At 48.1% G+C, this 23,208-nt stretch carries 23 protein-coding genes; all 23 read left to right on the forward strand.

Annotated elements, in window-relative coordinates; all coding sequences use genetic code 11:
* Positions 1-93 precede the first annotated feature (93 nt).
* Positions 94-1,065, forward strand: coding sequence for a 6-phosphofructokinase (pfkA, locus tag T456_RS0106515; RefSeq protein WP_024865468.1), 972 nt, complete (start codon positions 94-96; stop codon positions 1,063-1,065).
* Between the two features lie 135 nt (positions 1,066-1,200).
* Positions 1,201-2,286 carry a sugar ABC transporter substrate-binding protein gene (locus tag T456_RS0106520; RefSeq protein WP_024865469.1) on the forward strand — a complete coding sequence of 362 codons (1,086 nt, stop codon included), beginning with the start codon at positions 1,201-1,203 and terminating at the stop codon, positions 2,284-2,286.
* On the forward strand, positions 2,279-3,766 hold the full coding sequence (locus T456_RS0106525) for a sensor histidine kinase (protein ID WP_024865470.1): 1,488 nt from the start codon (positions 2,279-2,281) through the stop codon (positions 3,764-3,766). The genes T456_RS0106520 and T456_RS0106525 overlap by 8 nt, the downstream gene beginning before the upstream one ends.
* The gene (locus T456_RS0106530; RefSeq protein WP_024865471.1) at positions 3,754-5,355 is read left to right on the forward strand and encodes a response regulator transcription factor; all 1,602 of its coding nucleotides are present in this window, start codon (positions 3,754-3,756) and stop codon (positions 5,353-5,355) included. Before T456_RS0106525 ends, T456_RS0106530 begins: the two co-directional genes overlap by 13 nt.
* Positions 5,352-6,425, forward strand: coding sequence for a sugar ABC transporter substrate-binding protein (locus tag T456_RS0106535; RefSeq protein ID WP_024865472.1), 1,074 nt, complete (start codon positions 5,352-5,354; stop codon positions 6,423-6,425). Before T456_RS0106530 ends, T456_RS0106535 begins: the two co-directional genes overlap by 4 nt.
* 217 nt (positions 6,426-6,642) lie before the next feature.
* Complete coding sequence (chvE, locus tag T456_RS0106540) at positions 6,643-7,725, forward strand: multiple monosaccharide ABC transporter substrate-binding protein (RefSeq protein ID WP_024865473.1); 1,083 nt, start codon at positions 6,643-6,645, stop codon at positions 7,723-7,725.
* A 98-nt stretch (positions 7,726-7,823) separates the two neighbouring features.
* A complete protein-coding gene (gene mmsA, locus T456_RS0106545) occupies positions 7,824-9,377 on the forward strand; it encodes a multiple monosaccharide ABC transporter ATP-binding protein (protein WP_024865474.1) in 1,554 nt (517 codons plus the stop codon).
* The gene (mmsB, locus tag T456_RS0106550) at positions 9,367-10,563 is read left to right on the forward strand and encodes a multiple monosaccharide ABC transporter permease (RefSeq protein WP_024865475.1); all 1,197 of its coding nucleotides are present in this window, start codon (positions 9,367-9,369) and stop codon (positions 10,561-10,563) included. The genes mmsA and mmsB overlap by 11 nt, the downstream gene beginning before the upstream one ends.
* 109 nt (positions 10,564-10,672) lie before the next feature.
* On the forward strand, positions 10,673-11,488 hold the full coding sequence (locus T456_RS0106555; protein ID WP_024865476.1) for a TrmH family RNA methyltransferase: 816 nt from the start codon (positions 10,673-10,675) through the stop codon (positions 11,486-11,488).
* A gap of 5 nt (positions 11,489-11,493) precedes the next feature.
* Entirely contained in the window at positions 11,494-12,291 is a 798-nt protein-coding gene (proC, locus tag T456_RS0106560; RefSeq protein WP_024865477.1) for a pyrroline-5-carboxylate reductase, read from the forward strand.
* 79 nt (positions 12,292-12,370) lie between these two features.
* A complete protein-coding gene (locus T456_RS0106565; RefSeq protein ID WP_024865478.1) occupies positions 12,371-13,489 on the forward strand; it encodes a cell wall hydrolase in 1,119 nt (372 codons plus the stop codon).
* A gap of 122 nt (positions 13,490-13,611) precedes the next feature.
* Positions 13,612-14,601 carry an ornithine carbamoyltransferase gene (gene argF, locus T456_RS0106570; protein WP_024865479.1) on the forward strand — a complete coding sequence of 330 codons (990 nt, stop codon included), beginning with the start codon at positions 13,612-13,614 and terminating at the stop codon, positions 14,599-14,601.
* A gap of 21 nt (positions 14,602-14,622) precedes the next feature.
* The gene (locus tag T456_RS23015) at positions 14,623-15,672 is read left to right on the forward strand and encodes a biotin--[acetyl-CoA-carboxylase] ligase (protein WP_024865480.1); all 1,050 of its coding nucleotides are present in this window, start codon (positions 14,623-14,625) and stop codon (positions 15,670-15,672) included.
* 33 nt (positions 15,673-15,705) lie between these two features.
* Positions 15,706-16,521, forward strand: coding sequence for a type III pantothenate kinase (locus T456_RS0106580; RefSeq protein ID WP_024865481.1), 816 nt, complete (start codon positions 15,706-15,708; stop codon positions 16,519-16,521).
* A gap of 23 nt (positions 16,522-16,544) precedes the next feature.
* Positions 16,545-17,021: a DUF6145 family protein gene (locus T456_RS0106585; protein ID WP_242835886.1), complete on the forward strand. Its 477-nt coding sequence runs from the start codon at positions 16,545-16,547 to the stop codon at positions 17,019-17,021.
* 87 nt (positions 17,022-17,108) lie between these two features.
* Positions 17,109-18,089: a tRNA dihydrouridine synthase DusB gene (gene dusB / locus T456_RS0106590; protein WP_024865483.1), complete on the forward strand. Its 981-nt coding sequence runs from the start codon at positions 17,109-17,111 to the stop codon at positions 18,087-18,089.
* A 143-nt stretch (positions 18,090-18,232) separates the two neighbouring features.
* Complete coding sequence (gene greA, locus T456_RS0106595; RefSeq protein WP_024865484.1) at positions 18,233-18,715, forward strand: transcription elongation factor GreA; 483 nt, start codon at positions 18,233-18,235, stop codon at positions 18,713-18,715.
* A 126-nt stretch (positions 18,716-18,841) separates the two neighbouring features.
* Entirely contained in the window at positions 18,842-20,410 is a 1,569-nt protein-coding gene (gene lysS, locus T456_RS0106600; RefSeq protein ID WP_024865485.1) for a lysine--tRNA ligase, read from the forward strand.
* Positions 20,411-20,642: 232 nt separating this feature from the next.
* Positions 20,643-20,843, forward strand: a complete 201-nt coding sequence (locus T456_RS0106605) for a hypothetical protein (RefSeq protein ID WP_022769853.1) — start codon at positions 20,643-20,645, stop codon at positions 20,841-20,843.
* Between the two features lie 13 nt (positions 20,844-20,856).
* Positions 20,857-21,129 (forward strand): DUF6462 family protein, encoded by a 273-nt coding sequence (locus tag T456_RS0106610; RefSeq protein ID WP_022769855.1) that lies wholly within the window; start codon positions 20,857-20,859, stop codon positions 21,127-21,129.
* Positions 21,126-21,431, forward strand: a complete 306-nt coding sequence (locus tag T456_RS19355; protein ID WP_022769856.1) for a DUF6462 family protein — start codon at positions 21,126-21,128, stop codon at positions 21,429-21,431. Before T456_RS0106610 ends, T456_RS19355 begins: the two co-directional genes overlap by 4 nt.
* Entirely contained in the window at positions 21,424-22,206 is a 783-nt protein-coding gene (locus tag T456_RS0106620; protein WP_022769858.1) for a ParA family protein, read from the forward strand. Before T456_RS19355 ends, T456_RS0106620 begins: the two co-directional genes overlap by 8 nt.
* 11 nt (positions 22,207-22,217) lie before the next feature.
* Positions 22,218-23,204: a ParB/RepB/Spo0J family partition protein gene (locus T456_RS0106625; protein WP_024865487.1), complete on the forward strand. Its 987-nt coding sequence runs from the start codon at positions 22,218-22,220 to the stop codon at positions 23,202-23,204.
* Positions 23,205-23,208: the final 4 nt, after the last annotated feature.

Here is a 23,208-nt window from a genome sequence, read left to right on the forward strand (position 1 = left end):
TGACCACATTTTTAGTTGCATCATAAAAAAACATGCGCTAATATAATAAGTTAGAGAAGATTGGGGAATTTATTTAGAATCGAGGATTAAAATATGGCAGCTAAGCAGATTAAGACAATCGGCGTACTTACAAGCGGTGGCGATGCACCGGGCATGAATGCCGCAATCCGTGCGGTAGTCCGCAAGTCACTTGCCAACGGCCTTAGAGTAGTGGGCATCAAGAAAGGCTATCAGGGTCTTCTCAATGAGGAGATCATTGAGATGGACAGACGCAGCGTTTCCGACATCATCCAGAGAGGCGGTACAATTCTTGGAACCGCAAGATGCATGGAGTTCACAACACCTGAGGGACAGGCCAAGGGCGCTGAGATCTGCCGCAAGCATGGAATAGACGGAATGGTTGTTATCGGCGGCGACGGTTCATACCGCGGAGCTCAGAAGCTCTCTGCACAGGGGATCAACACAGTTGGTATTCCCGGAACCATCGACCTTGATATCGCCTGCACAGATTACACCATCGGATTCGATACAGCCATCAACACAGCGATGGACGCTATCGACAAGATCCGTGATACTTCTTCCTCCCACGAGAGAGTCAGCATCGTAGAGGTTATGGGACGTCACGCAGGATACATCGCACTGTGGTGCTCAATCGCCAACGGCGCAGACGACATCCTTCTTCCCGAGAAGTATGACTACAACGAGCAGCGCGTTATTGACAACATCATCGATAACCGTAAGAAGGGCAAGACCCATCATATCATTGTAAATGCCGAGGGTATCGGACATTCAACCTCAATGGCACGTCGTATCGAGGCAGCTACAGGTCTTGAGACCAGAGCTTCAATCCTTGGATACATGCAGCGTGGCGGAAGCCCTACCTGTAAGGACCGTGTATATGCTTCCATGATGGGATGCTATGCAGCAGATATCCTTGCAGCAGGCAAGACCAACAGGGTTGTAGGCTACAGAAACGGCCAGTTCGTTGACTACGATATCGATGAGGCCCTTGCAATGAAGAAGAACATCAACGAGTACATGTACGAGATCGCGCGTACAATCTGATGTCTGTCATCTGAAGCGGCGGGGATGACCTGTCATTCATATAACAAGAAATTATGTGGACTTTTTTGCGCAGTGACTAGCACAAAACAAAAAAGTCCACTTTTTCTATTTATGCGCATCTGCTAAAATTTCCTTATGAAAACCCAAAACGAAGACAGCTACAAGAAAAGAATAGGCAGGCAGTACCTTTTGCTGATCCTGACTCTTATATTTGTCCTTATCACCCTGATCGCGGGAGCAGTGTTTTTCAGGCTCTACAGATCTGCCCTGGTGGCCAAGGCAGAGTCAAGGGTTTACGACAGATATTACGTAATGATCACGGATAATTACAAGTCTGATTTCTGGAAGTCCGTGTACAAGGGAGCGCTTGATACCGCAAGGGAGGAGAATGCCTTTGTGGATCTTCTGGGAGAGCATTTCTCCAAGGACTATTCCGTGGAGGAGCTGATGGAGATTGCCATCGCCTCAAAGCCTGACGGAATAATGGTTTACGCCAACGAGACCTTGGAGATGTCGGCCCTTATCAACAGGGCGGTAAACGCAGGGATCCCGGTGGTCACCCTTTACGGCGACTGCACCAAATCCGACAGACTCAGCTTCGTTGGAGTGGGCAGCTACAGCATCGGCAAGATGTACGGCAGCCAGATCATAGATATCATTAAGGAAAAGAGACGAGAAGAGCTTTTGGAGTCCGAGACCATCGAGGACAGAAGCCAGGTTAAGATCACGGTACTTGTCAACTCGGATACCAAGGACGCCGGGCAGAACATCATTATTTCCAGCCTTCAGGATACCATCTATCAGGGCAATGTCACCGACGCGGAGTTTGCGGTGTCAGTGGCGGCCATCGATAACACCAACAGCTTTTCCGTGGAGGAATCCATCAGGGATATTTTCCTTGGGGAGAATGTGCCCGATGTTATCGTATGCCTTGACGAGCAGAGTACGGACTGCACCTATCAGGCGGTGGTGGATTTTAATAAGGTTGGAGAGATCAGCATCCTTGGATACTACGGCTCCGAGACCATTATCAACGCCATAGACAGAGGCGGAATCTATGCCACTATATCAATAGATGCGGCCCAGCTCGGGGAATACAGTGTTACAGCTCTTTCCGATTTCCTGGAGTTTGGAACCACCAGCGAATATTACCTTGCGGACATAACTCTTATAAATCAGGACAACGTGGATGAATACCGGAAGGAGGATGGAGATGAATAAATTCCTCAACCGCCCCCTTCAGTTCAAGATCATCAGCGTCTGTATTTTTGCCAACGTAATTATCTTCATAGTAAATATCTTTTTGATCCTGGGCATCAACAGCATGTCCGAGGATATGGAGATGGTCTATCAGGATAACCGCTCCTTGAACCAGCTCTCCGAGGCTATGACCAAGGTTCAGGACTCCATGACCGCTTACCTTAGTTCCAAGACCAGCGAGTCCTTGGAGGAGTACTACAGGGATGCCCAGCATTTCTCGGATCTTTCCCTAACACTTAATGACTCCGTAACGGACCTTGCCTACAGCAGGATGGAGAGAAACATAAGGTACATGTCCCAGAATTACCTTCAGGAAGTAGCCCAGACCATCGAGGCCAAAAGAGGACGTAACGTCGAAAAATACAGGTCTTTTTACGAGAGCAGCACAAGGCTCTACGAGGACATCGATGACTATATCACAAGCCTTAACCTGGAGCTTTTCGTTATCAACTCCGAGAACTATCTGACCCTTTCAAGGGCGTTCAGAAGGTTCGAGGTCATCGGCGTCGGCGTAATGACCCTTGTCATGATAGGAAACGTAATCCTGGTTACAAGCTTTGTTACCACGGTTATCATGCCCCTTAAGAACCTGGCGAATACCGCCAACGAAGTTTCGGAGGGTAATTTCGACGCCAACATACCGCCGGCTCTTTACCATGATGAGGTGGGAATCGTTATCAATGCCTTCAGCAAGATGGTTGTCAGCATCAAGGACTACATCGAGAGGCTCAAGGAGAGTATGGAGAAGGAACGCTACATGCAGGAAAAAGAGCTGCTGATGGAGGCGCACCTCAAAGACGCCCAGCTTAAGTACCTGCAGGCACAGATCAATCCCCATTTCCTTTTCAACACCCTGAATGCGGGAGCGCAGCTTGCCATGATGGAGGGGGCTGACAGGACCTACGAGTACGTTCAGACCGTTGCGGACTTTTTCAGGTATAATGTACAGAGCCAGAAAAGAGATGTCACCATCAGGGACGAAGTGACGCTGGTGGACAACTATATAAGAATTCTTAACGTAAGATTTTCCGGGGACATCGGCTACGAGAAGCAGGTTGACGAAAGACTCCTTGACCACATTATGCCAAGCATGATACTCCAGCCCATTGTTGAGAATGCGGTAAACCACGGCATCAGGGAGATGGCCGGGGCAGGTAAGATAATGCTCCGGGTCTACAGAGAGGATGATATCGTATGCATCAGCATCAGGGATAACGGCAAGGGAATCAGCAAGGAAACCATTGATCAGCTGCTGAGCGGAAGCTTCAGTCACATAGAAGACAGCTATGACAACAACGGAATAGGAATGGACAACGTTATTTCCAGGATCAGGATCTTTGCCGGGGCGGAGGATGCCATCGACATCATCAGCTACGGCGAGAACAAGGGGTGCGAGGTCATCATAAGACTTCCTTTGGGAGGAGAAGAATGTATAGAGTGATGGTGGCGGATGACGAAGGCATCGTCATCGATTCCATGAAATTCATAATAGAAAAAGAGTTTGGCGACAGCTGCCAGGTGGAATGCGCCAAGAGCGGCAGGAGCGTAGTTGAGCTGGCGGAGAACTTCAGGCCCGACATTGCGGTCATCGACATTCACATGCCCGGCATCAACGGCATCGACGCCATAAGGGAGATGAAGCAGTTCTGCACCAACACCGTGTTCATCGTAATGTCCGCCTATGACAAGTTCGACTACGCCAAGGAGGCCATTGCCCTGGGTGTTATGGAGTACATCACCAAGCCCATGGAGAAGATGAAGGTGGTGGCAGTCCTCAAAAGAGCCATGGCCCAGATAGACGGAGACAGGCAGAAGCGCAGCAACGACCTTCTTATTAAAGAGAAGCTTGAGACCGTGGAGCCCATCATAGAGAACGGCCTTATTTATGACATTCTTTTGCAGGAGCATTTTGAGGAGGATGTGAACAACTACAAGACCATTCTTGGAATCACCGAGAACTACGGCTGTATGATGGCCATTATCTGCGGAGATTCCCAGGAGGGCAGCAGGATGACCAACGCCATCGGAAGCTCCGTTAAGATCTCCGGCAAGTACCACGAGATCCGTGAAGGCGTCAAATCCTACTTCAACTGCAAGATCGGAAACGTGATGTCCAACAAGATCGCGGTGCTGATCCCCTGCAACGAGTCCAGGATCGAGTACAACGAAAGAACCGAGATGATCGACAGGGCAAGAGAACTGGCCCGTTTCCTTCGCAAAAAAACCGACATAAGCTTCAGGATCGGAATCGGCGGAGTAAAGCCTCTTAGGGAACTTGGAGATTCCTACAGGGAGGCCCTGAACGCGCTTATAGCAACAACAGGTTCCGTAGCTCATGTGGATGACCTTGTCATCCCCTGCGACTACGACGAGGATTATCCCAAGAACCTTGAAAAACCGCTGTTTGAAGCCATCGCCAAGGGCGACCTCAACGAGGCTCAGGTGATGGTTGATAAGTACGGAGACTGGATGTGTCAGAAGGCCGGGGACGGGGATCTTATGTCAATGAGGCTCAAGACCCTGGAGTTTGCCCTTTACGCCGAACACATCGCCTACCAGAACGGCGGTCAGACCTACCACTATTCCGGAAGGAAGGACTATCTGCCCCAGATCATGGAGCTTGAGACGCCAGGGGAGATACGGGACTGGTTTTCGGAAAAGATAATGAGCGCCTGCCGAAACGTTGTGAGCAAGCGCGAGGAGCGCTCCGGCGACATCATAAGGAATGCAAAGAGGTATATTGAGGACAACTTTGACAAGGACATCTCCCTGGACGACGTATCCAGGGTGGTGAACATCTCCCCTTACTATTTCAGCAAGGTCTTCAAGGAGGAGAGCGGCCTCAATTTCATCGAATACCTGACCAACATCAGGATAGAGAAGGCAAAAGAGCTGTTGGAGAATTCCGGACTTTCCATCAAGGAGATATGTCTCTCCTGTGGATATACGGATCCCAACTATTTCAGCAGGAGTTTCAAGAAGAACGTAGGGGTAACTCCTACTGAGTACAAGGAGAAACTGAATGTATGAAAAAGAAGGTTAAGGGGCTATTGGGGATGGCACTGGCCATGGCGCTTCTTGTCATGTGCCTTGGCGGGTGCGGCGCTGCTTCTCAGGGCGATACCGACATGACGGCAGATGACGGCGACAAGATACAGATCGGCATGAGCTTTGACTCTTTTGTCATAGAGCGATGGCAGAGAGACCGTGATGTATTTGTTTCCGCGGCAAAAGAGCTGGGTGCGGAAGTCAACATCCAGAATGCCAACGGGGATGTGCAGCAGCAAAAAGATCACATCGACTACTTTATAAAGAAGGGAATGGATGTCATTGTTATAATCAGCATCGATCCCGATGAACTGGTGGATTCCGTCAGGAAGGCTCAGGATGTGGGGATAAAGGTCATCGCCTACGACCGTCCCATTCCCAAAGCATTGGTGGACCTCTATATCTCTTTTGACAATGAAAAAGTCGGAGAGCTTATGGGAGAAGCTATGGTAAAGGCAGGTCTTGACGAGGGAGGCAAGGCAGTGATGATCTGCGGATCACCCAAGGACAGGAACGTGCCCATGGTGGACGGCGGCTTTAAGGCTGTTATGAGCGACAACGATGTGGAGATCCTTGATGAGTACTACTGCGACGGCTGGAAGGCCGAGCTGGCGGGAGACTATGTCTACAACAATCCCGACAGGATCGAGGAAGCGGACGCCATCATGTGCGGCAACGACGACCTTGCCAGCAGAGTGGTGTATGCCCTTGCCGAGAAGAGAATGGCGGGAAAAAAGCTGGTGGTAGGCCAGGACGCCGATCTTGAAGCCTGTCAGAGGATAGTTGAGGGTACTCAGCTGATGACCGTTTACAAGCCCATCGAGAAGCTGGCCCAGAAGGCGGCGGAGGCAGCAGTCAGCCTTGCCAAGGGAGAAGAACTGCAGGGGGACGATGTATCGGAGTATGTGGGTGAAGCCGGCAAGGTTCCGTATCTTAAGATAGAGCCCATCGCCGTTACCCAGGACAACATCGATGAGGTGATCATAGGCAGCGGATTCCATCTGAAAGAGGATGTATACCTGAATGTTCCGGGGAAGATGCCGCCCAACTGACAGAAATTTAGTTTCACTTTAAAGGACTAATAGCAAAATATTGTTACATTAAAGCTGTGCTTGCAAAAAAATGCTAGCACAGCTTTTTTATGAAAGAATACAACTTAAAAATGTGCTACAAGTCGTAAATCATTCCTATTTGTTCTATGGTAAATTGAATCATGTAAAGAGCAGACATTCGTCTGTATAAACCAATCCAAAAAGGGAGGATTACTAAATGAAGAAGAAAATTTTAAGCGGTATTCTTTCAGTATTACTGGCAGCTTCCATGCTGGTTGGATGCGGCGGCGCAGCAGCTCCTGCATCTTCATCAGGATCAGCTTCAGGTAAGATCGGTGTAGCAATGCCTACAAAGGATCTTCAGAGATGGAACCAGGACGGTGCCAACATGGAGAAACAGCTCAAGGAAGCTGGCTACGATGTTGACCTTCAGTATGCATCAAACGATATCGCAACTCAGGTTTCTCAGATTGAGAACATGATCTCTTCAGGAGCAAAGGTTCTCGTAATCGCATCTATCGATGGTGATTCACTTGGAACAGTTCTTGCACAGGCTAAGGAGCAGGGCATCAAGGTTATCGCATATGACCGTCTGATCATGAACTCCGACGCTGTTTCCTACTACGCTACATTCGATAACTACATGGTAGGAACAAAGCAGGGCGAGTACATCAAGCAGCAGCTTGATCTCGACAATGCAGCAGGTCCTTTCAACCTTGAGATTTTCACAGGTGACCCCGGTGACAACAACGCAAGATTCTTCTACGGCGGTGCTCTCGACGTTCTTAAGCCTTACATCGACAGCGGCAAGCTGGTTGTTCAGTCAGGTCAGGTTGATTTCGATAACGTAGCTACAGCTAACTGGTCAACAGAGAATGCACAGGCTAGAATGGATGCCATCATTTCTGCTAACTATGCTGACGGAACAAAGCTTGATGCAGTTCTTTGCTCAAATGACTCAACAGCACTCGGTGTTACAAACTCACTTACAGCTAACTACACAGGTGAGTGGCCTATCATCACAGGTCAGGACTGTGACGTTGCTAACGTTAAGAACATGATCGCCGGCAAGCAGTCAATGTCTATCTTCAAGGATACACGTACACTTGCTGCTAAGACAGTTGAGATGGTTGACGCTATCATGAAGGGAACAGAGGCTCCCGTTAATGATACAAAGACATATGACAACGGCACAGGCGTTATCCCTTCATACCTTTGCGAGCCCGTATTCGCAGACGTAAACAACTACAAAGAGCTTCTTATTGATTCCGGCTATTACACAGAGGATCAGCTTAAGTAAAACCTCTTATTTTCCCAAATTGAACAAAGGGCGGGCCTTAGACGACCCGCCCTATGTTCGCTCTAAAAAGAAAAGCAATAAGATAGGAGGAGGGCAAAGTGGCACAGATATTGCTGGAAATGAAAAATATCACCAAGACCTTCCCTGGTGTTAAAGCCTTAGATAATGTAAATCTTCAGGTAGAACAAGGCGAGATCCATGCGCTGGTTGGTGAAAATGGTGCAGGAAAATCCACCCTTATGAACGTGCTTAGCGGAGTGTATCCCTATGGTTCATATGAGGGGGATATTATTTATGATGGTCAGGTTTGTCAGTTCAACCAGATCAAAGACAGTGAGGCAAAGGGTATAGTTATCATCCATCAGGAGCTTGCTCTTATACCTTACATGACAATTGCGGAAAATATGTTCCTGGGGAATGAGAGAGGACAGAAGTACAAGATTGACTGGCACGAAACAAACTCGCTTGCCAGAGAGTATCTGGACGTCGTAGGACTTAAGGAGAATACTCAGACTCTTATTAAGGACATCGGTGTAGGTAAGCAGCAGCTTGTTGAAATAGCGAAGGCTCTTTCCAAGGATGCAAGACTTCTTATCCTTGACGAGCCCACATCTTCACTTAATGAGACAGATTCAAAGGCACTTCTTGATCTGCTTCTTAAGCTGAAGGCAGAAAGAGGTCTTACCTCTATCATTATTTCTCATAAGCTCAATGAGGTTTCTTATGTTGCCGATAAGATCACCGTTATCAGAGACGGTGCAACTATCGAGACTCTTACAAAGGGTGTAGACGATCTCTCCGAGAGCCGTATCATCAAGGGCATGGTTGGTCGTGAGATCTCCGACAGATTCCCTAAGAGAGAGTCCCACATCGGCGAAGTAATGATGGAAGTAAAGAACTGGAACGTTTATCATCCTTTACAGAAGGAAAGAAAAGTCGTTGACAACGTAAATATTTATGTAAGAAGAGGCGAAGTTCTCGGTATCTCAGGTCTTATGGGCGCCGGAAGAACAGAGCTTGCCATGAGCATATTTGGGAAAAGCTATGGGGAAAATATATCGGGTCAGACTTTTATAAACGGCAAAGAAGTCCATATGAATACGGTAAGCAGTGCTATCCGCAATGGACTTGCATATGTAACGGAAGACAGAAAGGGTAACGGACTTATCCTGTCCAATCCCATAAAGATCAATACAACTCTTGCCAACCTTGATGATGTCAGCAATCACAAGGTTATCGACAAGCATAAAGAGTACAATGTAGCAGTAGAGTATAAGGAAAAGCTCAAGACCAAATGTCCTACAGTAGAGCAGAACGTAGGAAACTTAAGCGGTGGTAACCAGCAGAAGGTCCTTCTTGCAAAGTGGATGTTTGCGGATCCCGAGATCCTTATTCTTGATGAGCCTACAAGAGGTATCGACGTAGGTGCCAAGTACGAGATCTACTGCATCATAAATCAGCTGGTAGCTGAGGGTAAGTCAGTAATCATGATTTCTTCAGAGCTTCCTGAGATTCTTGGTATGTGCGACAGAATATACGTAATGAATGAAGGAAAAATGGTTGGGGAGCTTGATGCAAAAGACGCGACCCAGGAAAAGATCATGACTTATATATTACAGTCATCCGCAGAGAAGGAGGAGAATCATGAATAAAGAATCAGTTTTGGGATTTTTGAAAAAGAACACGATGATCATTGTTCTCGTCATCGTAGTTGCATTTTTCTCAATGCAGACAGGCGGAGCAATCCTGCTTCCCATGAACGTAAGTAACCTGATCTCACAGAATGCATACGTATTTGTTCTTGCAACAGGTATGCTGCTGTGTATCTTAACCGGTGGTAACATCGACCTTTCCGTTGGATCTGTTGTGTGCTTCGTAGGTGCGGTAGGTGCGGTTCTTATGATGAACCTTAATGTACCTGTATGGCTTTCAATCATTATCATGGTTCTCATCGGAACAGCTATCGGTGCTTTCCAGGGCTTCTGGATCGCCTTTGTAAGAATTCCTCCTTTCATCGTAACACTGGCAGGAATGCTTGTATTCAGAGGGCTTTCAAACGTAGTGCTCAACGGTCTTACCGTTTCAATCGGAGACAAGGTTGGCTTTGTAAACCTCTTCGGCGGCGGTGCAAACTGCTATATCCCCGATTACATCGGAGGCCAGGGCGGACTTAACATGACCTGTCTTATCGCAGGTATTCTTGCAGCAGTTTGTCTGGTTGTTGTTCAGGTAATGGGCCGTATCAAGAAAAAGAACTCCGGATATGAGCTGGAAGCTGTTTGGACCTTCACTCTTAAGCTGGTAGTACTTGCAGGTGTTCTTGTAGCATTTGCTTACAGACTTGCTCAGCACAAAGGTATCCCTTCAGTTCTCATCTGGGTTATCATCGTAGTATTCGTTTACGGTTACATCACCTCCAACACCACGGTTGGCCGTTACTTCTACGCAGTGGGCGGTAACGAGAAGGCAACAAAGCTTTCCGGTATCGATACAAACAGAGTTTATTTCCTTGCTTACACAAACATGGGCTTCCTTGCAGCTCTTGCAGGAATGATCACCATCGCAAGACTTACATCCGCTCAGCCCACATACGGCCAGAACTACGAGATGGACGCCATCGGTTCCTGCTTCATCGGTGGAGCATCAGCTTACGGTGGAATCGGAACAGTTCCCGGCGTTATCGTAGGTGCGGTTCTCATGGGTGTTATCAACCTCGGTATGTCACTGATGGGCGTTGATGCCAACATGCAGAAAGTTGTAAAGGGTGTCGTTCTTCTTGCAGCTGTTATCTTCGACGTAGTATCAAAGCGTGGCGGCAAGATGATCGTAAAGAACTGATAATCAAATCAGAAATATGGGGTTACAGGCCGGGGCCGGTTTTTCCGCCCCGGCCTTTTTGTGCTATACTAATCGTACTAACAATATTTGTCAGTGAGAGGAAGCTTAGATGATAACCAGTACCAGTAACGACCGGGTTAAGAAGGTTGTTTCATATGTAGAAAAGAGCAAGGCCCGCCGCGAGGACAAGGTCTTTGTCATAGAAGGCATGAAAATGCTAAGAGAAGCACCTGTGCTTCAGGTTAAGGAAGTCTACATCACCGAGAAGTTCCTTGACAGCGCCGGGGAGGACGACAAGGAGATCCTCTGGAGATACGGCGCCGAGACAGTCAGCGACGAAGTCATGAAGAAGATGTCCGACACCCAGACGCCCCAGGGAGTTCTGGCAGTTATGCGTCAGTACGAATACTCCGCTGAAGAGGTACTTACCGGCTACAACGAGAGCTCTTTTTCCGAGGGAAAAGAGACAGCGCCTCTCATTCTGGTCCTTGAGAACATCCAGGATCCCGGGAACCTTGGAACCATGCTAAGGTCCGGTGAGGGAGCAGGTGTTACGGGCGTGATCCTAAGCAAGGGATGCGCAGATATCTATAATCCCAAGGTAATAAGATCCACCATGGGTTCGATTTTCAGAATGCCTTTTATATATGTGGAGGACCTTCCCGGAACCGTGAAAGACCTTGAGACAAAGGGCATAAACACCTATGCGGCTCACCTCAAGGGAGAGAAGAACTACGACGAATTCGACTATACCGGGCCGACAGCTTTTTTGATAGGAAACGAGGGCAACGGCCTGACAAAAGAAACTGCGGATGCAGCAAAGACCTACGTACTCATCCCCATGAAGGGAGAGGTGGAGTCCATGAATGCTGCTACATCATCAGCGATATTAACATTTGAAGCTTCAAGACAAAGGAGGGGGTGAACCAAATGACAATCGGATTTATCGGACTTGGAAACATGGCGAAGGCCATGATCGGAGGTATGCTACAGAAAGGCGTTGTGGCGCCCAACGAGATCATAGGAACGGCGAACACCGAGGCGACCTGCCAAAAGGTGGCTGCTCAGTACGGCATTCAGACCCGCAATTCAAATGCGACGGTAGCCAAGGAGGCGGACATCATCTTCCTGGCTGTTAAGCCGGATTACATGTCAGTGGTCATCGCCGATATTATGGACAGCGTGGATGACAGCAAGGTAATTGTCAGCATCGCTGCCGGAAGAAGTATTTCCTGGATTGCCAAGGAATTTGAGAAGCCCGTCAAGATCGTGAGGGTTATGCCCAATACTCCCGCCCTTGTGGGAGAGGGATGCTCTGCAGTCTGCAGAAATGACCTGGTGAGTGATGACGACCTTCACTTTATCATGGAGCTGCTTGGAAGCTTCGGCAAGGCTTATACTGTCAAGGAATCACTTATGGACGTGGTGGTTGGAGTATCAGGCTCCTCACCTGCATATGTCTTTTTATTCATAGAGGCAATGGCCGATGCGGCTGTGGCAGGCGGAATGACCAGGAAACAAGCCTATGAATTCGCAGCCCAGTCCGTAATGGGCAGTGCCAAGATGGTTTTGGAGACCGGCAAGCATCCGGGCGAGCTAAAAGACATGGTTTGCTCCCCTGCAGGTACCACAATCGAGGCTGTGCGCGTACTTGAGGAGAACGGATTCAGGGGAACCGTTATGGATGCTGTATCTGCCTGCATTGACAAGAGCCGAAATCTTTGTTAATATTTCCTGCGGAGTGTTTTCACATTCTTAACAAGTTGCAACAAAGTTGTAACAAACTTATGAGGATAGCGGGAGAGATATGGACAAGTCAGTAAAGTTGTCTGCCGGCCTGTCAAGGCGCCTTGTTTCGGCATGCCTTGCATTGAGTGTATTTTTAGGCTCGGGGATGACCGTAGAGGCAAGGAATACATCAAGCTATTTGGAACTTGCTACAGGAATAACAAACATTATCAGCCCAATTTCGCCTCTGGGCATGGACAGCGAGGCGCCTGAAGTTAAGGCGGCGGAGAATGCGGAGAAGTCTTCTGCATCATCCAGCGCTTCAAGCCAGGAGGAAGAGAAAGAGAGCCCGAAGATCGTAATGGCCAACGTCAGCAAGGTCATGAACGTCAGGGAAGAGCCCAGTGAGGACGCCGTTAAGGTAGGTGTCCTTTACAAGGACTGCGGTGGTAAACTTCTTGACAGACAGGACGGATGGAGCAAGATCCAGTCCGGCGAGCTGATTGGATGGGCCAAGGATGAGTATCTTCTTTTCGATGAGGATGCGGAGGCTCTTGCCGAGGAACTGGGCAAACAGATCGTTACAAGCCAGAGCAGTGCTCTTAACGTAAGAGCAGAGGCATCTGCGGATGCAGAGATTCTGGGAGTTCTCACTGAGAAGACCTTCGTTGATATGATCGAGGATCTGGGCAACGGCTGGATCGCCATCGATTACAACGACGAGACGGGTTATGTTCAGTCCGAATATGTAACAACAGATTTTAAGATAGACCAGGGTGAGACCGTAGCGGCCATCAAGCTCCGTGAGGAAGCTGAGAAGAAGGCTGCACTTACCAGGAACCGCGGCGCAGTCAGCGCAGATGCGGATGAGGTCAAGCTTCTGGCAGCACTTATCCAGTGCGAGGCAGGTAATCAGCCTTACGAGGGAAGAGTCGCTGTTGGTGCGGTTGTCCTTAACAGGGTTAAGTCAGGTGCTTATCCCAACAGTATATACGGTGTTATCTATGCATCAGGCCAGTTTACACCAGCCCTTAACGGAACAGTGGCTAAGGTATACAACAGCGGCAGGATCAGTGATACCAACATCCAGGCAGCTCAGGCAGCCATAGGCGGTGAGACGACCGTAGGCGGAGCGCTTCACTTCAGAAGGGTCAACGGAAGAGAGGGTATCATCATCGGAGCCCATGTATTCTGGTAATTAAACATAGGGGTGCACAAAAAGCCCGCATAATGGTAGAATGAAGGGGATTGCAGAAACTGCAATCCCTTTTTCACTGGTTTTTTTGCCTATTAATAATTTCATATACAAGGAGGAGCCACATGAATCTGTACGGACGGGATTTTTTGAAACTGCTGGATTTTACCACAGAAGAGATCGAGTATCTCATAGACCTGGCAGCAGAGCTTAAGGACAAAAAGAAGAACGGTGTTCTTCATGACGAGCTTAGAGGCCGCAATATAGCGCTCATTTTTGAGAAAACCAGTACCAGAACCAGGTGCTCCTTTGAAGTGGCTGCCCACGACCTTGGAATGGGCACCACATATCTTAACCCCACTGATTCCCAGATCGGCAAGAAGGAGAGCATTGCAGATACCGCAAGGGTTCTGGCAAGCATGTACGACGGTATCGAGTACCGCGGCTACGGGCAGGAGATCGTTGAGACCATTGCAAAGTACAGCAAGGTTCCTGTATGGAATGGCCTTACCAACGAGTTCCACCCCACGCAGATGCTGGCAGATGCCCTGACCATCAGAGAGCACTTCGGACACCTTAAGGGGATCCATCTGGTTTACATGGGTGATGCAAGGTACAACACCGGCAATTCCCTGATGGTTCTTTGCGCCAAGCTTGGAATGCACTTTACCGCTGTTTCCAACAAGAAGTACTTCCCGGGAAAAGAGCTGGTGGAGGAGTGCCGGAAGATCGCCGAAACCACAGGAGCTGTCATCGACTTTAGCGAGGATGCCATCGAGGGAACCAAAGGTGCTGACGTTATCTACACCGACATCTGGGTATCCATGGGCGAACCCGACGAAGTCTGGGAAGAGCGTATCAGGGACCTCAAGCCCTATATGGTAACCATGGACATCATGAACAATGCCGGCCCTCAGTGCGTATTCATGCACTGCCTGCCTTCATTCCATGATCTCAACACCGGAATCGGCAGGGACATCAAGGAAAGGTACGGACTGGACGAGATGGAAGTTACAGATGAAGTTTTTGAGTCAGACAGGTCCATCGTATTTGAAGAAGCAGAGAACCGTATGCACACCATCAAGGCTGTGATGCTGGCAACTCTCAGGAAATAATTAGCAAAGGATGCAGAAAGCATGCTTGGCAGCAGTAAGATAATAAGCCTGCTCCGAACAAGGTGGGCAGGAAGAAATACAGTTTACAAAGACATAACGGGCTCCACCAATGACGATGCAAAAGAGCTGGCGGCTGCCGGTGCAGATCACGGCACGCTGGTGGTTGCGGACCGGCAGGATACCGGCAGAGGCTCAAGGGGCCGAAGCTGGGAGACACCTCCCGGAGCAAACATCGCCATGAGCCTTATAGTACGGCCCAATATCCCCATAGATCGGGTTCCCATGCTGACACTGGTGATGGGACTTTCTGTGGCGGAGGGCGCAGACGAGGCCATTAAAGAGACAGCAGAACTGCAGGGGAGTGAAGGCGCAACCGGTGCAGCAAACAGTGGACCGGCGACCACAGCGCACGAAGATGCCTCCAAGGATAACCTCGTACCTGCCTGCGGTATCAAGTGGCCCAACGACGTGGTTTTAGCAGAAAGGAAGATCTGCGGAATACTCACAGAGCTTCACATGAATCCCGATGGTTCTATAGGCGATGTAGTCATAGGCGTTGGCATCAATGTTAACATGAAACACGAAGATTTTGCCGAGAGCATAAGGCAGGTGGCGGGATCTCTTTTGACCGGAACCGGACTTAGGGTGGACAGAAGCCTGGTGGTGGCAAGGGTCATGGAGAGGTTCGAGGAGAACTATGAGAAGTTCACCGAAACCTGCGACCTGTCACTTTTAAGGCAGCAGTACGAGGCAAGACTCCTTAACAAGGACCGGCAGGTGATACTCATAGACCCCAAAAGGACGGCGGACATAGCTTCGAGGAGCAGCGTGGAAGATAAGTTCAGGGAGCAGAATGCAGCTTTGGACGCAGATGCCAAGGCCGGCAGCGCGAAGGCAGAAGGTGCCGCAGCCGGAAATACGAAGGCATCAGGCACCGCGGCTTCGGAGGAAACCGGCACAGCGCTTGGAATAACAGATCTTGGAGAACTCAGAGTAAAGCTTTCAAACGGCGAAGAGCTGCAGGTTAATTCCGGAGAAGTTTCTGTTCGCGGAGTCTACGGATACGTGTGATAGCCACACATTTTTTGATGGAGAGATAAGAAGATGATACTGGTGGCAGATGTTGGAAATACTAATATAACCTTCGGAGTTTTCAAAGGAGAGACGCTAAAGAGCTCCTTCAGGATGATCTCCAGGATCGAGCATACCTCCGATGAGTACGGAATGCAGATCCTTTCAATGCTGAGCCTAAACGGGATTGACAAAGAGGACATTGAGGGCGTGATGATTGCCAGCGTTGTTCCCAAGATAATGCACGCGCTGGTAAACGCCATCGTGAAATACATCGGGAAAAGACCTTACATCGTGGGCCCGGGGATCAAGACGGGAATCAAGATCAAAACGGATAACCCCAGGGAAGTGGGACCGGACCTTATCGTGGATTCGGTAGCGGCCTTTGAAATCTATGGCGGACCGGTGCTGGTGGTGGACTTTGGAACGGCGACCACCTATGTGACTGTCAATGAGAAGGGTGAGTTTTTTGCGGGAGTGGTTTCTCCGGGAATCAGGATCTCCGCAAGGGCACTGTGGGAAGGAACCGCCAAGCTGCCGGAGATTGAGATCAAGAAGCCTGACAGCATCCTTGCAAAGGAGACCATCTCCAGCATGCAGGCAGGACTAATTTACGGCCAGATTGGCCAGTCCAAGTACATCATTACAGAGATGAAAAAAGCCTCCGGCTGCCCGGACATGAAAGTAGTAGCCACAGGCGGTCTCGGAAGGCTCATCGCCGAAGAGACGGAAGAGATAGACATTTACGACCCCACGCTTACACTTAAGGGTCTGCAGATATTATATGAAAAGAACCGCAGGCAGAAGCCTCAGAACAAAGAATTTGACGATCAGGATCATCCTGAATAAGCCGGCGGTTTAAAGGAGCAGTTATGGGCGCTAAGGAATTTGAAGACGAGTACAAAAAAGAATTTGAACAGAACATAGACAACAGCGGGGATGACCTGCATATCGACGAGATGCAGAAGACCAACAAGGGAAGGGTGTTTGAAGAAAATGCCGGCGGCAGAGTGGTGCTTTGTGGTGCCAACGCCTACGAGCAGAAGTATTACTTCAACCCCATCTTCAAGCAGATCCCCGAGAGCATCAAGAAGGAGCTGAACATCATCAGCGTTCTCTTTACCCAGGAGGCGGGCGGTATCTTTACCATCGTCTTTGAAGAGGACGGCAATATCTCAATCGAGACCAATGCCGACGAGGAGGACATCACCTACGACGAGATCACAGCGGGACTTCTTGTAAGCGAAGTAAGAAGGAAGAGACAGGATCTTTTCGAGGCACTGGGTCTTTACTACAGGATCTACGTGCTTCACGAGAATCCGGCGGATATATTAGGAGACGAAGACTGAGATAGATAGTCTCTGATTTTCGTGAGCGAAGCTTGTTCTGGCGAGCGATAGCGAGAGCAGAACTACCTTGATAAGGAATTTTGATTTATGGCAGGCTACGGCAAGCTGCAGATAGGCAGCGTAACTCTTGACAACAACATAATACTGGGACCGATGGCAGGGGTATCCGACCTGCCGTTTCGTGTTTTATGCAGCGAAATGGGAGCGGGAATGGTGTGCATGGAGATGATAAGCGCCAAGGCCATTCTCTACAAGAACCGCAACACCAACATGCTGCTGGAGATCCACGAGAACGAGCATCCGGTAAGCCTCCAGCTCTTTGGCTCCGAGCCTGAGATAATGGCACAGGCCGTGGAGATGATAAAGGATAGGCCCTACGACATTCTGGATGTGAACATGGGATGCCCTGTGCCCAAGATCGTGGGCAACGGCGAGGGCTCGGCTCTTATGAAGAATCCGAAGCTCATCGAGGAAATCGTTGCGGCGCTGGCCAAGGTGTCCGACAGACCCATTACCGTTAAAATAAGGAAGGGCTTCAACGAAAATTCCGTAAACGCAGTTGAGTGCGCGCTGGCAGCACAGCAGGGCGGAGCGGCAGCGGTTGCCGTCCATGGAAGAACCAGAGAGCAGTTCTATTCAGGCAAGGCCGACTGGGATATCATAAGACAGGTAAAAGAGGCATTGAAGGTGCCGGTTATCGGAAACGGCGATGTGGTTGACGGAGAGAGCGCAAAGCGGATGTTTGAGGAGACCGGGTGCGACGGCGTAATGGTGGCAAGGGCAGCCCAGGGCAATCCGTTTATCTTCCGGGAAATTAATAGCTTTTTTACCCTGGGGAAGGCATGTGAGCGGCCGACGCAGCGTGAAGTTTACGACACAGTCATAAGGCATGCAGACATGCAGCTTAAGTACAAGGGCGAATACATCGGAATCAGGGAGATGAGAAAGCACGTGTCATGGTACACCACGGGGATGCCGGGAAGCGCCAGATTCCGCAATGAGATAAACCAGATGACGGATATGGAGTCCCTAAAGAGCGCCTGCGCAAAGGTCATGCTGGGAGAGTAAAAACATACGTTGACACACCCAGTTATAGACTGTATAATAGCAAAGTTAAAAGGAGCTAAAGATTGTTGGGTTAGTACCGATAAATATATAGTGAAAGCCGAAACGGCGGCGATTCAAACTTTGTGAAGGGCAGGAATTAGGAAATGGAAGAGAAGAAGAATATTTTAACTTATGAAGGTCTCAAGAAATATGAGGATGAGCTTCACGAGCTGAAGGTAGTCAAGAGAAAAGAAGTTGCCGAGAAGATCAAAGAGGCAAGAGAGCAGGGCGACCTTTCAGAGAACGCCGAGTACGATGCAGCTAAAGACGAGCAGCGCGACATCGAAGCAAGGATCGAAGCCCTTGAGAAGATCCTCAAGAACGCAGAAGTAGTTGTTGAAGAGGATGTAGACCTGAACAAGATCAGCATCGGATGCAAAGTTAAGATCCGTGACCTTGAGTTCAACGAGGATCTTGAGTACAAGATTGTAGGTTCATCAGAGGCTAACAGCCTTAAGGGCAAGATCTCAAACGAGTCACCTGTCGGAAAGGCTCTTATCGGTGCCAAGAAGGGACAGACAGTTTCAGTAGAGACACAGGCTGGCGTCCTTAAGTACAAGGTACTTGGAATCGAGAGATCTGAGTAATAAATTTGATTTAGGAGCCGGCGATCTGAGAGTAGGTCGTCGGCTTTACTTTAATAATAAGATGCAGATGTACAGCAATGTCGCTGTGAACATTGATCAGCAGAAACCAGCACAGGAGGAATTAACGTGGCAGAGAATAATCAGCAGAACAATCAGCAGAATGCACCTGCAGAGGACGTTGGACGTCTTCGTCAGGTAAGAAGAGACAAGCTCTCCGAGCTTCAGGCTCAGGGAAGGGATCCTTTCCGGATCGTTAAATATGATCAGACCCATCATACCCAGGAGGTTCGTGACAACTTCGAGACACTTGAGTTTGTTGCACCTACAGACGAGGACGGCAGGGCAGTTGTAGTGCCCATGTCAGACATCCCCGCAGAGAAGATCGTTTCCCTTGCAGGACGTATGATGAGCAAGCGTGTAATGGGTAAGGCTTCCTTTGCAAATCTTCAGGACAGAGACGGCCGCATGCAGCTGTACGTTTCAAGAAACGACCTTGGCGACGAGGCCTATGCTGATTTCAAGAAGATGGACATCGGCGATATCATCGGTGTTAAGGGCTTTGCTTTCAGAACCAAGACCGGTGAGATATCAGTTCATGTTAAAGAGCTGACTCTTTTGTCCAAGTCTCTTATGCCCCTGCCTGAGAAATTCCACGGCCTTACAGATACAGAGATCAGATACAGACAGCGCTACGTTGACCTTATCATGAACGAGGATGTTAAAGAGACCTTCAAGAAGAGAAGTGCTATCCTTCGTGAGATCCGTAACTTCCTTGCAGAGCGTGACTTCCTTGAGGTTGAGACTCCCATGCTTGTTGAGAACGCAGGCGGCGCAGCAGCAAGACCTTTCATCACACACTACAATGCCCTGGATGAGGAGAGAAAGCTTCGTATTTCACTGGAGCTCTATCTTAAGAGACTTATCGTTGGCGGTCTTGAGAGAGTATACGAGATCGGACGAGTATTCAGAAATGAGGGAGTAGATACCAGACACAACCCTGAGTTCACACTTATGGAGCTGTACCAGGCTTACACAGATTACGAGGGAATGATGGAGCTTACAGAGTCCATGTTCCGTTATCTTGCCGAGAAGGTTTGCGGCACAACACTTATCAAGTACGGCGACAACGAGATTGATCTCGGAAAGCCTTTCGAGCGTCTTACAATGAACGACGCAATCAAGAAGTACGCAGGCATTGACTTTGATGCTGTTAAGAGCGACGAGGAAGCCAAGGCTATTGCCAAGGAACACAATATCGAGTTTGAGGATCGTCACACAAAGGGCGACATCATCAACCTCTTCTTTGAGGAGTATTGCGAGAAGAACCTGATCCAGCCTACATTCATCATGGATCATCCTCTTGCCATCTCACCTCTTACCAAGAAGAAGCCCACAGATCCCGAGAAGGTTGAGCGTTTCGAACTCTTCATCAACACCTGGGAGATGTGCAACGCCTACTCCGAGCTTAACGATCCCATCGACCAGCGTGAGCGTTTCGCTGCTCAGGATGCTAACGCAGCAGCCGGCGACGAAGAGGCTGAGCACACCGACGAGGACTTCCTTAATGCCCTCGAAGTTGGTATGGCTCCTACAGGTGGTATCGGCTACGGTATCGACAGACTCTGCATGCTGCTGACAGATAGCGCTACCATCAGAGACGTGCTGCTGTTCCCGACACTTAAGAGCATGAAGTAAAAAACTCAGTGTTCATGCGGGTTTCAAGAGTTGAAATGATATTTGACAGCAAATTTGACAGCATATAGAGCGTGCAATGTAGTAAAATACAGTACGTTTTGTGATTTGGCAAATAAAATATAATGGAATTAAGAGTCATTTTTGAAGAAATTCAAAGATGGCTCTTTTTGTTTACTCAGAAGCCATGACATGTAGTAGGGCGTTCATCAACAACAAAATAAGGAGGCAAGACATGGGAAGAATTAAAAGGCCAAGAGAGTTCGGTGATCCTGATTATATAAGGATTGATCAGGCGGTATTCAAGTTTAACTGTTGTGAAGACACTGTTCGTGTTATTGCCAAACAGTGTGATGCCCAGAGGAAGGTCAATGGAGCTGTTTACTACGACTATGAAAAGCTCAAAAGATTCTTTGATCTTAGCCCTGCAAACTGAAAGGAGCAATCGGATGAGTAACATTGTTGATGAGTACATGGATATTGAGAGAAAAGATGAAGTAACGAGGGGTGTGAGGAAGCTTCGCAGGAAGTTCTTCAGGTACAAGGAAGCAGAATATGTTTACAGTATCGAGCACAAGAAGCTTCTGGAGCTTGCTGATAAAGCTGGAGCAATTTACAGGGTTGATGGATTTGTTCTCATTGAAAGGGAAATATTTGAGAGATTTCTTGAGACCTTTCATCAGCCACCTAAAATGACAAAGACCGGAGGACGTAAAAAATGAGCGGAATTATTTGGAAGTTCTCCCAGTACTTGGATGATGAAGATGTCATGTTCAGTCGTAAATGCATGGTGTCGTATCGAATGGCCCAGGATTATTACGGACTTGGAATGAAACCTATTATCAGAATGGCCTGGGCCTCAGGCTCGGTTTATAAGATCGGCAAAAAGGTTCTGATAAGGCGTGACATCTTTGAAGAGTATCTAAGACAGCATCAGAAGATTGTTGAAGATCTTATTGATGGTGATGAAGACAAATTATTAAAAGCCCTCGCTAAAGAGGTGGAAGGAGAATCGTATGAGTAAAGTTATTGCAATCGCAAATCAGAAAGGTGGTGTGGGAAAAACCACAACTACAGTAAATTTAGCAGCAGGCCTCGCAAATATGGGGAATAAGGTCCTGGTCATAGATGCTGATCCTCAGGCAAGTCTGTCCATATGTATGGGACAGCAGGAACCGGATAAGCTGGAGCCTACTATCGTGGATATTATCGAAAAGCTTGTAAATGAGGAAGAAATACCTGATGGCTATGCAATAATCCGTCATAGCGAGAATATAGACCTTCTTCCTTCTAATATAGGTCTTTCTGCCGCTGAAGTTTCTCTTGTAAACGTAATGAGCCGTGAGCTGGTTCTTAAGGGATATATCGAAAGTGTAAAAGAAAACTATGATTACGTTGTTATCGACTGTATGCCTTCACTTGGTGTCATGACTGTTAATGCGTTGGCATGTGCTGACACCTGTCTCGTTCCTGTTCAGGCAGCATTCCTTCCTGTGAAAGGATTACAGGCTCTTATTAAAACTATCTACACAGTAAAACGCAGGCTCAATCCAAAACTGGAGATTGAGGGAATTCTCCTAACTATGGTAGATAACCGAACAAACTACGCTAAAGACATTATAGCAGAGGTTAATGAGGTTTATGGAAAAAGTATTCCGGTATTTCCAATTCAAATTCCGATTTCAGTAAGGGCTACAGAGACCAGCGCTATGAGTAAGAGCATTTTTGAATATGATCCCAAAGGAAAAGTAGCAGCAGCCTATTCGACACTTACAGAGGTTGTCATGAAGAATTCATAAGGAGGAGCATTATGGTAGCAAAGAGACAGAAAATACATTTTGAGTCAGTTGAGGAGCTTCTTGGTGCTCCTATTACAAAAGATGTTACAGAAGAAATACAGATTAGTCAGATCAGACCGTTCAAGGACCATCCTTTCAAGGTTATTGATGATAGTCGTATGGAAGATCTTGTAAAAAGTATTGCAGTAAATGGTGTTCTTACTCCGGTAATGCTTAGACCCTGTGCTGATGGCGGTTACGAGATGGTTTCTGGGCACAGAAGAATGCATGCCGCTAAGCTTGCAGGGCTAAAAACGATTCCTGCTGTTGTCAAGGAAATGGATGATGATACCGCTGTTGTGGCAATGGTTGATTCTAATGTACAGCGAGAAGAGATTTTACCTAGTGAAAGAGCCTTTTCTTTCAAGATGAAATATGACGTTTTGAAAAAGCAGGGAAAGAGAAATGACTTAACTTGTGGAACTGAGTTCCACAAGTCAGAAGATGATGAAGACCTTGATGCTATATATGAGGACGAAGTAACATGTGGAACCGAGTTCCACAAGTTAGAACATGAGAATAAGAAAGCAAGGGACACAGTTGGAAAGGAAGCAGGCATAAGCGGCCGTCAGGTACAAAAATACATTAGCCTTACAGAACTTATTCCTGATCTTCTTGATTTAGTGGATGCCAAGAAAATAGGTTTAAATACCGCTGTCGATATTTCTCATTTTGACAGAGAACTGCAGAACTGGATTTATGAATACTACAGTGAGACAGGTTTCTTAAGGCCTGTTCAGATAGAAGCACTTAAGAATACTGAGAATGTAGAAAACATTTCTCATACAGTCATGACACAGATTATGAGAGATGCACTTCCAGAGAATAAGCCATCAAGAAAGGTTTCACTGTCAGAGAAAAAACTTGATAAGTATTTCCCTCCACACTTTAGTGCTAAGGAGAGAGAAATGGTTATCCTGGGGCTTTTGGAGAAGTGGCAACAGGAAAATGAACAATAATATG

It is taken from the genome of Butyrivibrio sp. FCS014 (genome assembly GCF_000526935.1).
Taxonomy (GTDB): Bacteria; Bacillota; Clostridia; order Lachnospirales; family Lachnospiraceae; genus Butyrivibrio.

Bases quoted from the DNA above. Each gene is read 5' to 3' on its own strand.
- pfkA (WP_024865468.1), top strand. From the start codon at position 94: ATGGCAGCTAAGCAGATTAAGACAATCGGCGTACTTACAAGCGGTGGC.
- T456_RS0106520 (WP_024865469.1), top strand. From the start codon at position 1,201: ATGAAAACCCAAAACGAAGACAGCTACAAGAAAAGAATAGGCAGGCAG.
- T456_RS0106525 (WP_024865470.1), top strand. From the start codon at position 2,279: ATGAATAAATTCCTCAACCGCCCCCTTCAGTTCAAGATCATCAGCGTC.
- T456_RS0106530 (WP_024865471.1), top strand. From the start codon at position 3,754: ATGTATAGAGTGATGGTGGCGGATGACGAAGGCATCGTCATCGATTCC.
- T456_RS0106535 (WP_024865472.1), top strand. From the start codon at position 5,352: ATGAAAAAGAAGGTTAAGGGGCTATTGGGGATGGCACTGGCCATGGCG.
- chvE (WP_024865473.1), top strand. From the start codon at position 6,643: ATGAAGAAGAAAATTTTAAGCGGTATTCTTTCAGTATTACTGGCAGCT.
- T456_RS0106555 (WP_024865476.1), top strand. From the start codon at position 10,673: ATGATAACCAGTACCAGTAACGACCGGGTTAAGAAGGTTGTTTCATAT.
- proC (WP_024865477.1), top strand. From the start codon at position 11,494: ATGACAATCGGATTTATCGGACTTGGAAACATGGCGAAGGCCATGATC.
- T456_RS0106565 (WP_024865478.1), top strand. From the start codon at position 12,371: ATGGACAAGTCAGTAAAGTTGTCTGCCGGCCTGTCAAGGCGCCTTGTT.
- argF (WP_024865479.1), top strand. From the start codon at position 13,612: ATGAATCTGTACGGACGGGATTTTTTGAAACTGCTGGATTTTACCACA.
- T456_RS23015 (WP_024865480.1), top strand. From the start codon at position 14,623: ATGCTTGGCAGCAGTAAGATAATAAGCCTGCTCCGAACAAGGTGGGCA.
- T456_RS0106580 (WP_024865481.1), top strand. From the start codon at position 15,706: ATGATACTGGTGGCAGATGTTGGAAATACTAATATAACCTTCGGAGTT.
- T456_RS0106585 (WP_242835886.1), top strand. From the start codon at position 16,545: ATGGGCGCTAAGGAATTTGAAGACGAGTACAAAAAAGAATTTGAACAG.
- dusB (WP_024865483.1), top strand. From the start codon at position 17,109: ATGGCAGGCTACGGCAAGCTGCAGATAGGCAGCGTAACTCTTGACAAC.
- greA (WP_024865484.1), top strand. From the start codon at position 18,233: ATGGAAGAGAAGAAGAATATTTTAACTTATGAAGGTCTCAAGAAATAT.
- T456_RS0106605 (WP_022769853.1), top strand. From the start codon at position 20,643: ATGGGAAGAATTAAAAGGCCAAGAGAGTTCGGTGATCCTGATTATATA.
- T456_RS0106610 (WP_022769855.1), top strand. From the start codon at position 20,857: ATGAGTAACATTGTTGATGAGTACATGGATATTGAGAGAAAAGATGAA.
- T456_RS19355 (WP_022769856.1), top strand. From the start codon at position 21,126: ATGAGCGGAATTATTTGGAAGTTCTCCCAGTACTTGGATGATGAAGAT.
- T456_RS0106620 (WP_022769858.1), top strand. From the start codon at position 21,424: ATGAGTAAAGTTATTGCAATCGCAAATCAGAAAGGTGGTGTGGGAAAA.
- T456_RS0106625 (WP_024865487.1), top strand. From the start codon at position 22,218: ATGGTAGCAAAGAGACAGAAAATACATTTTGAGTCAGTTGAGGAGCTT.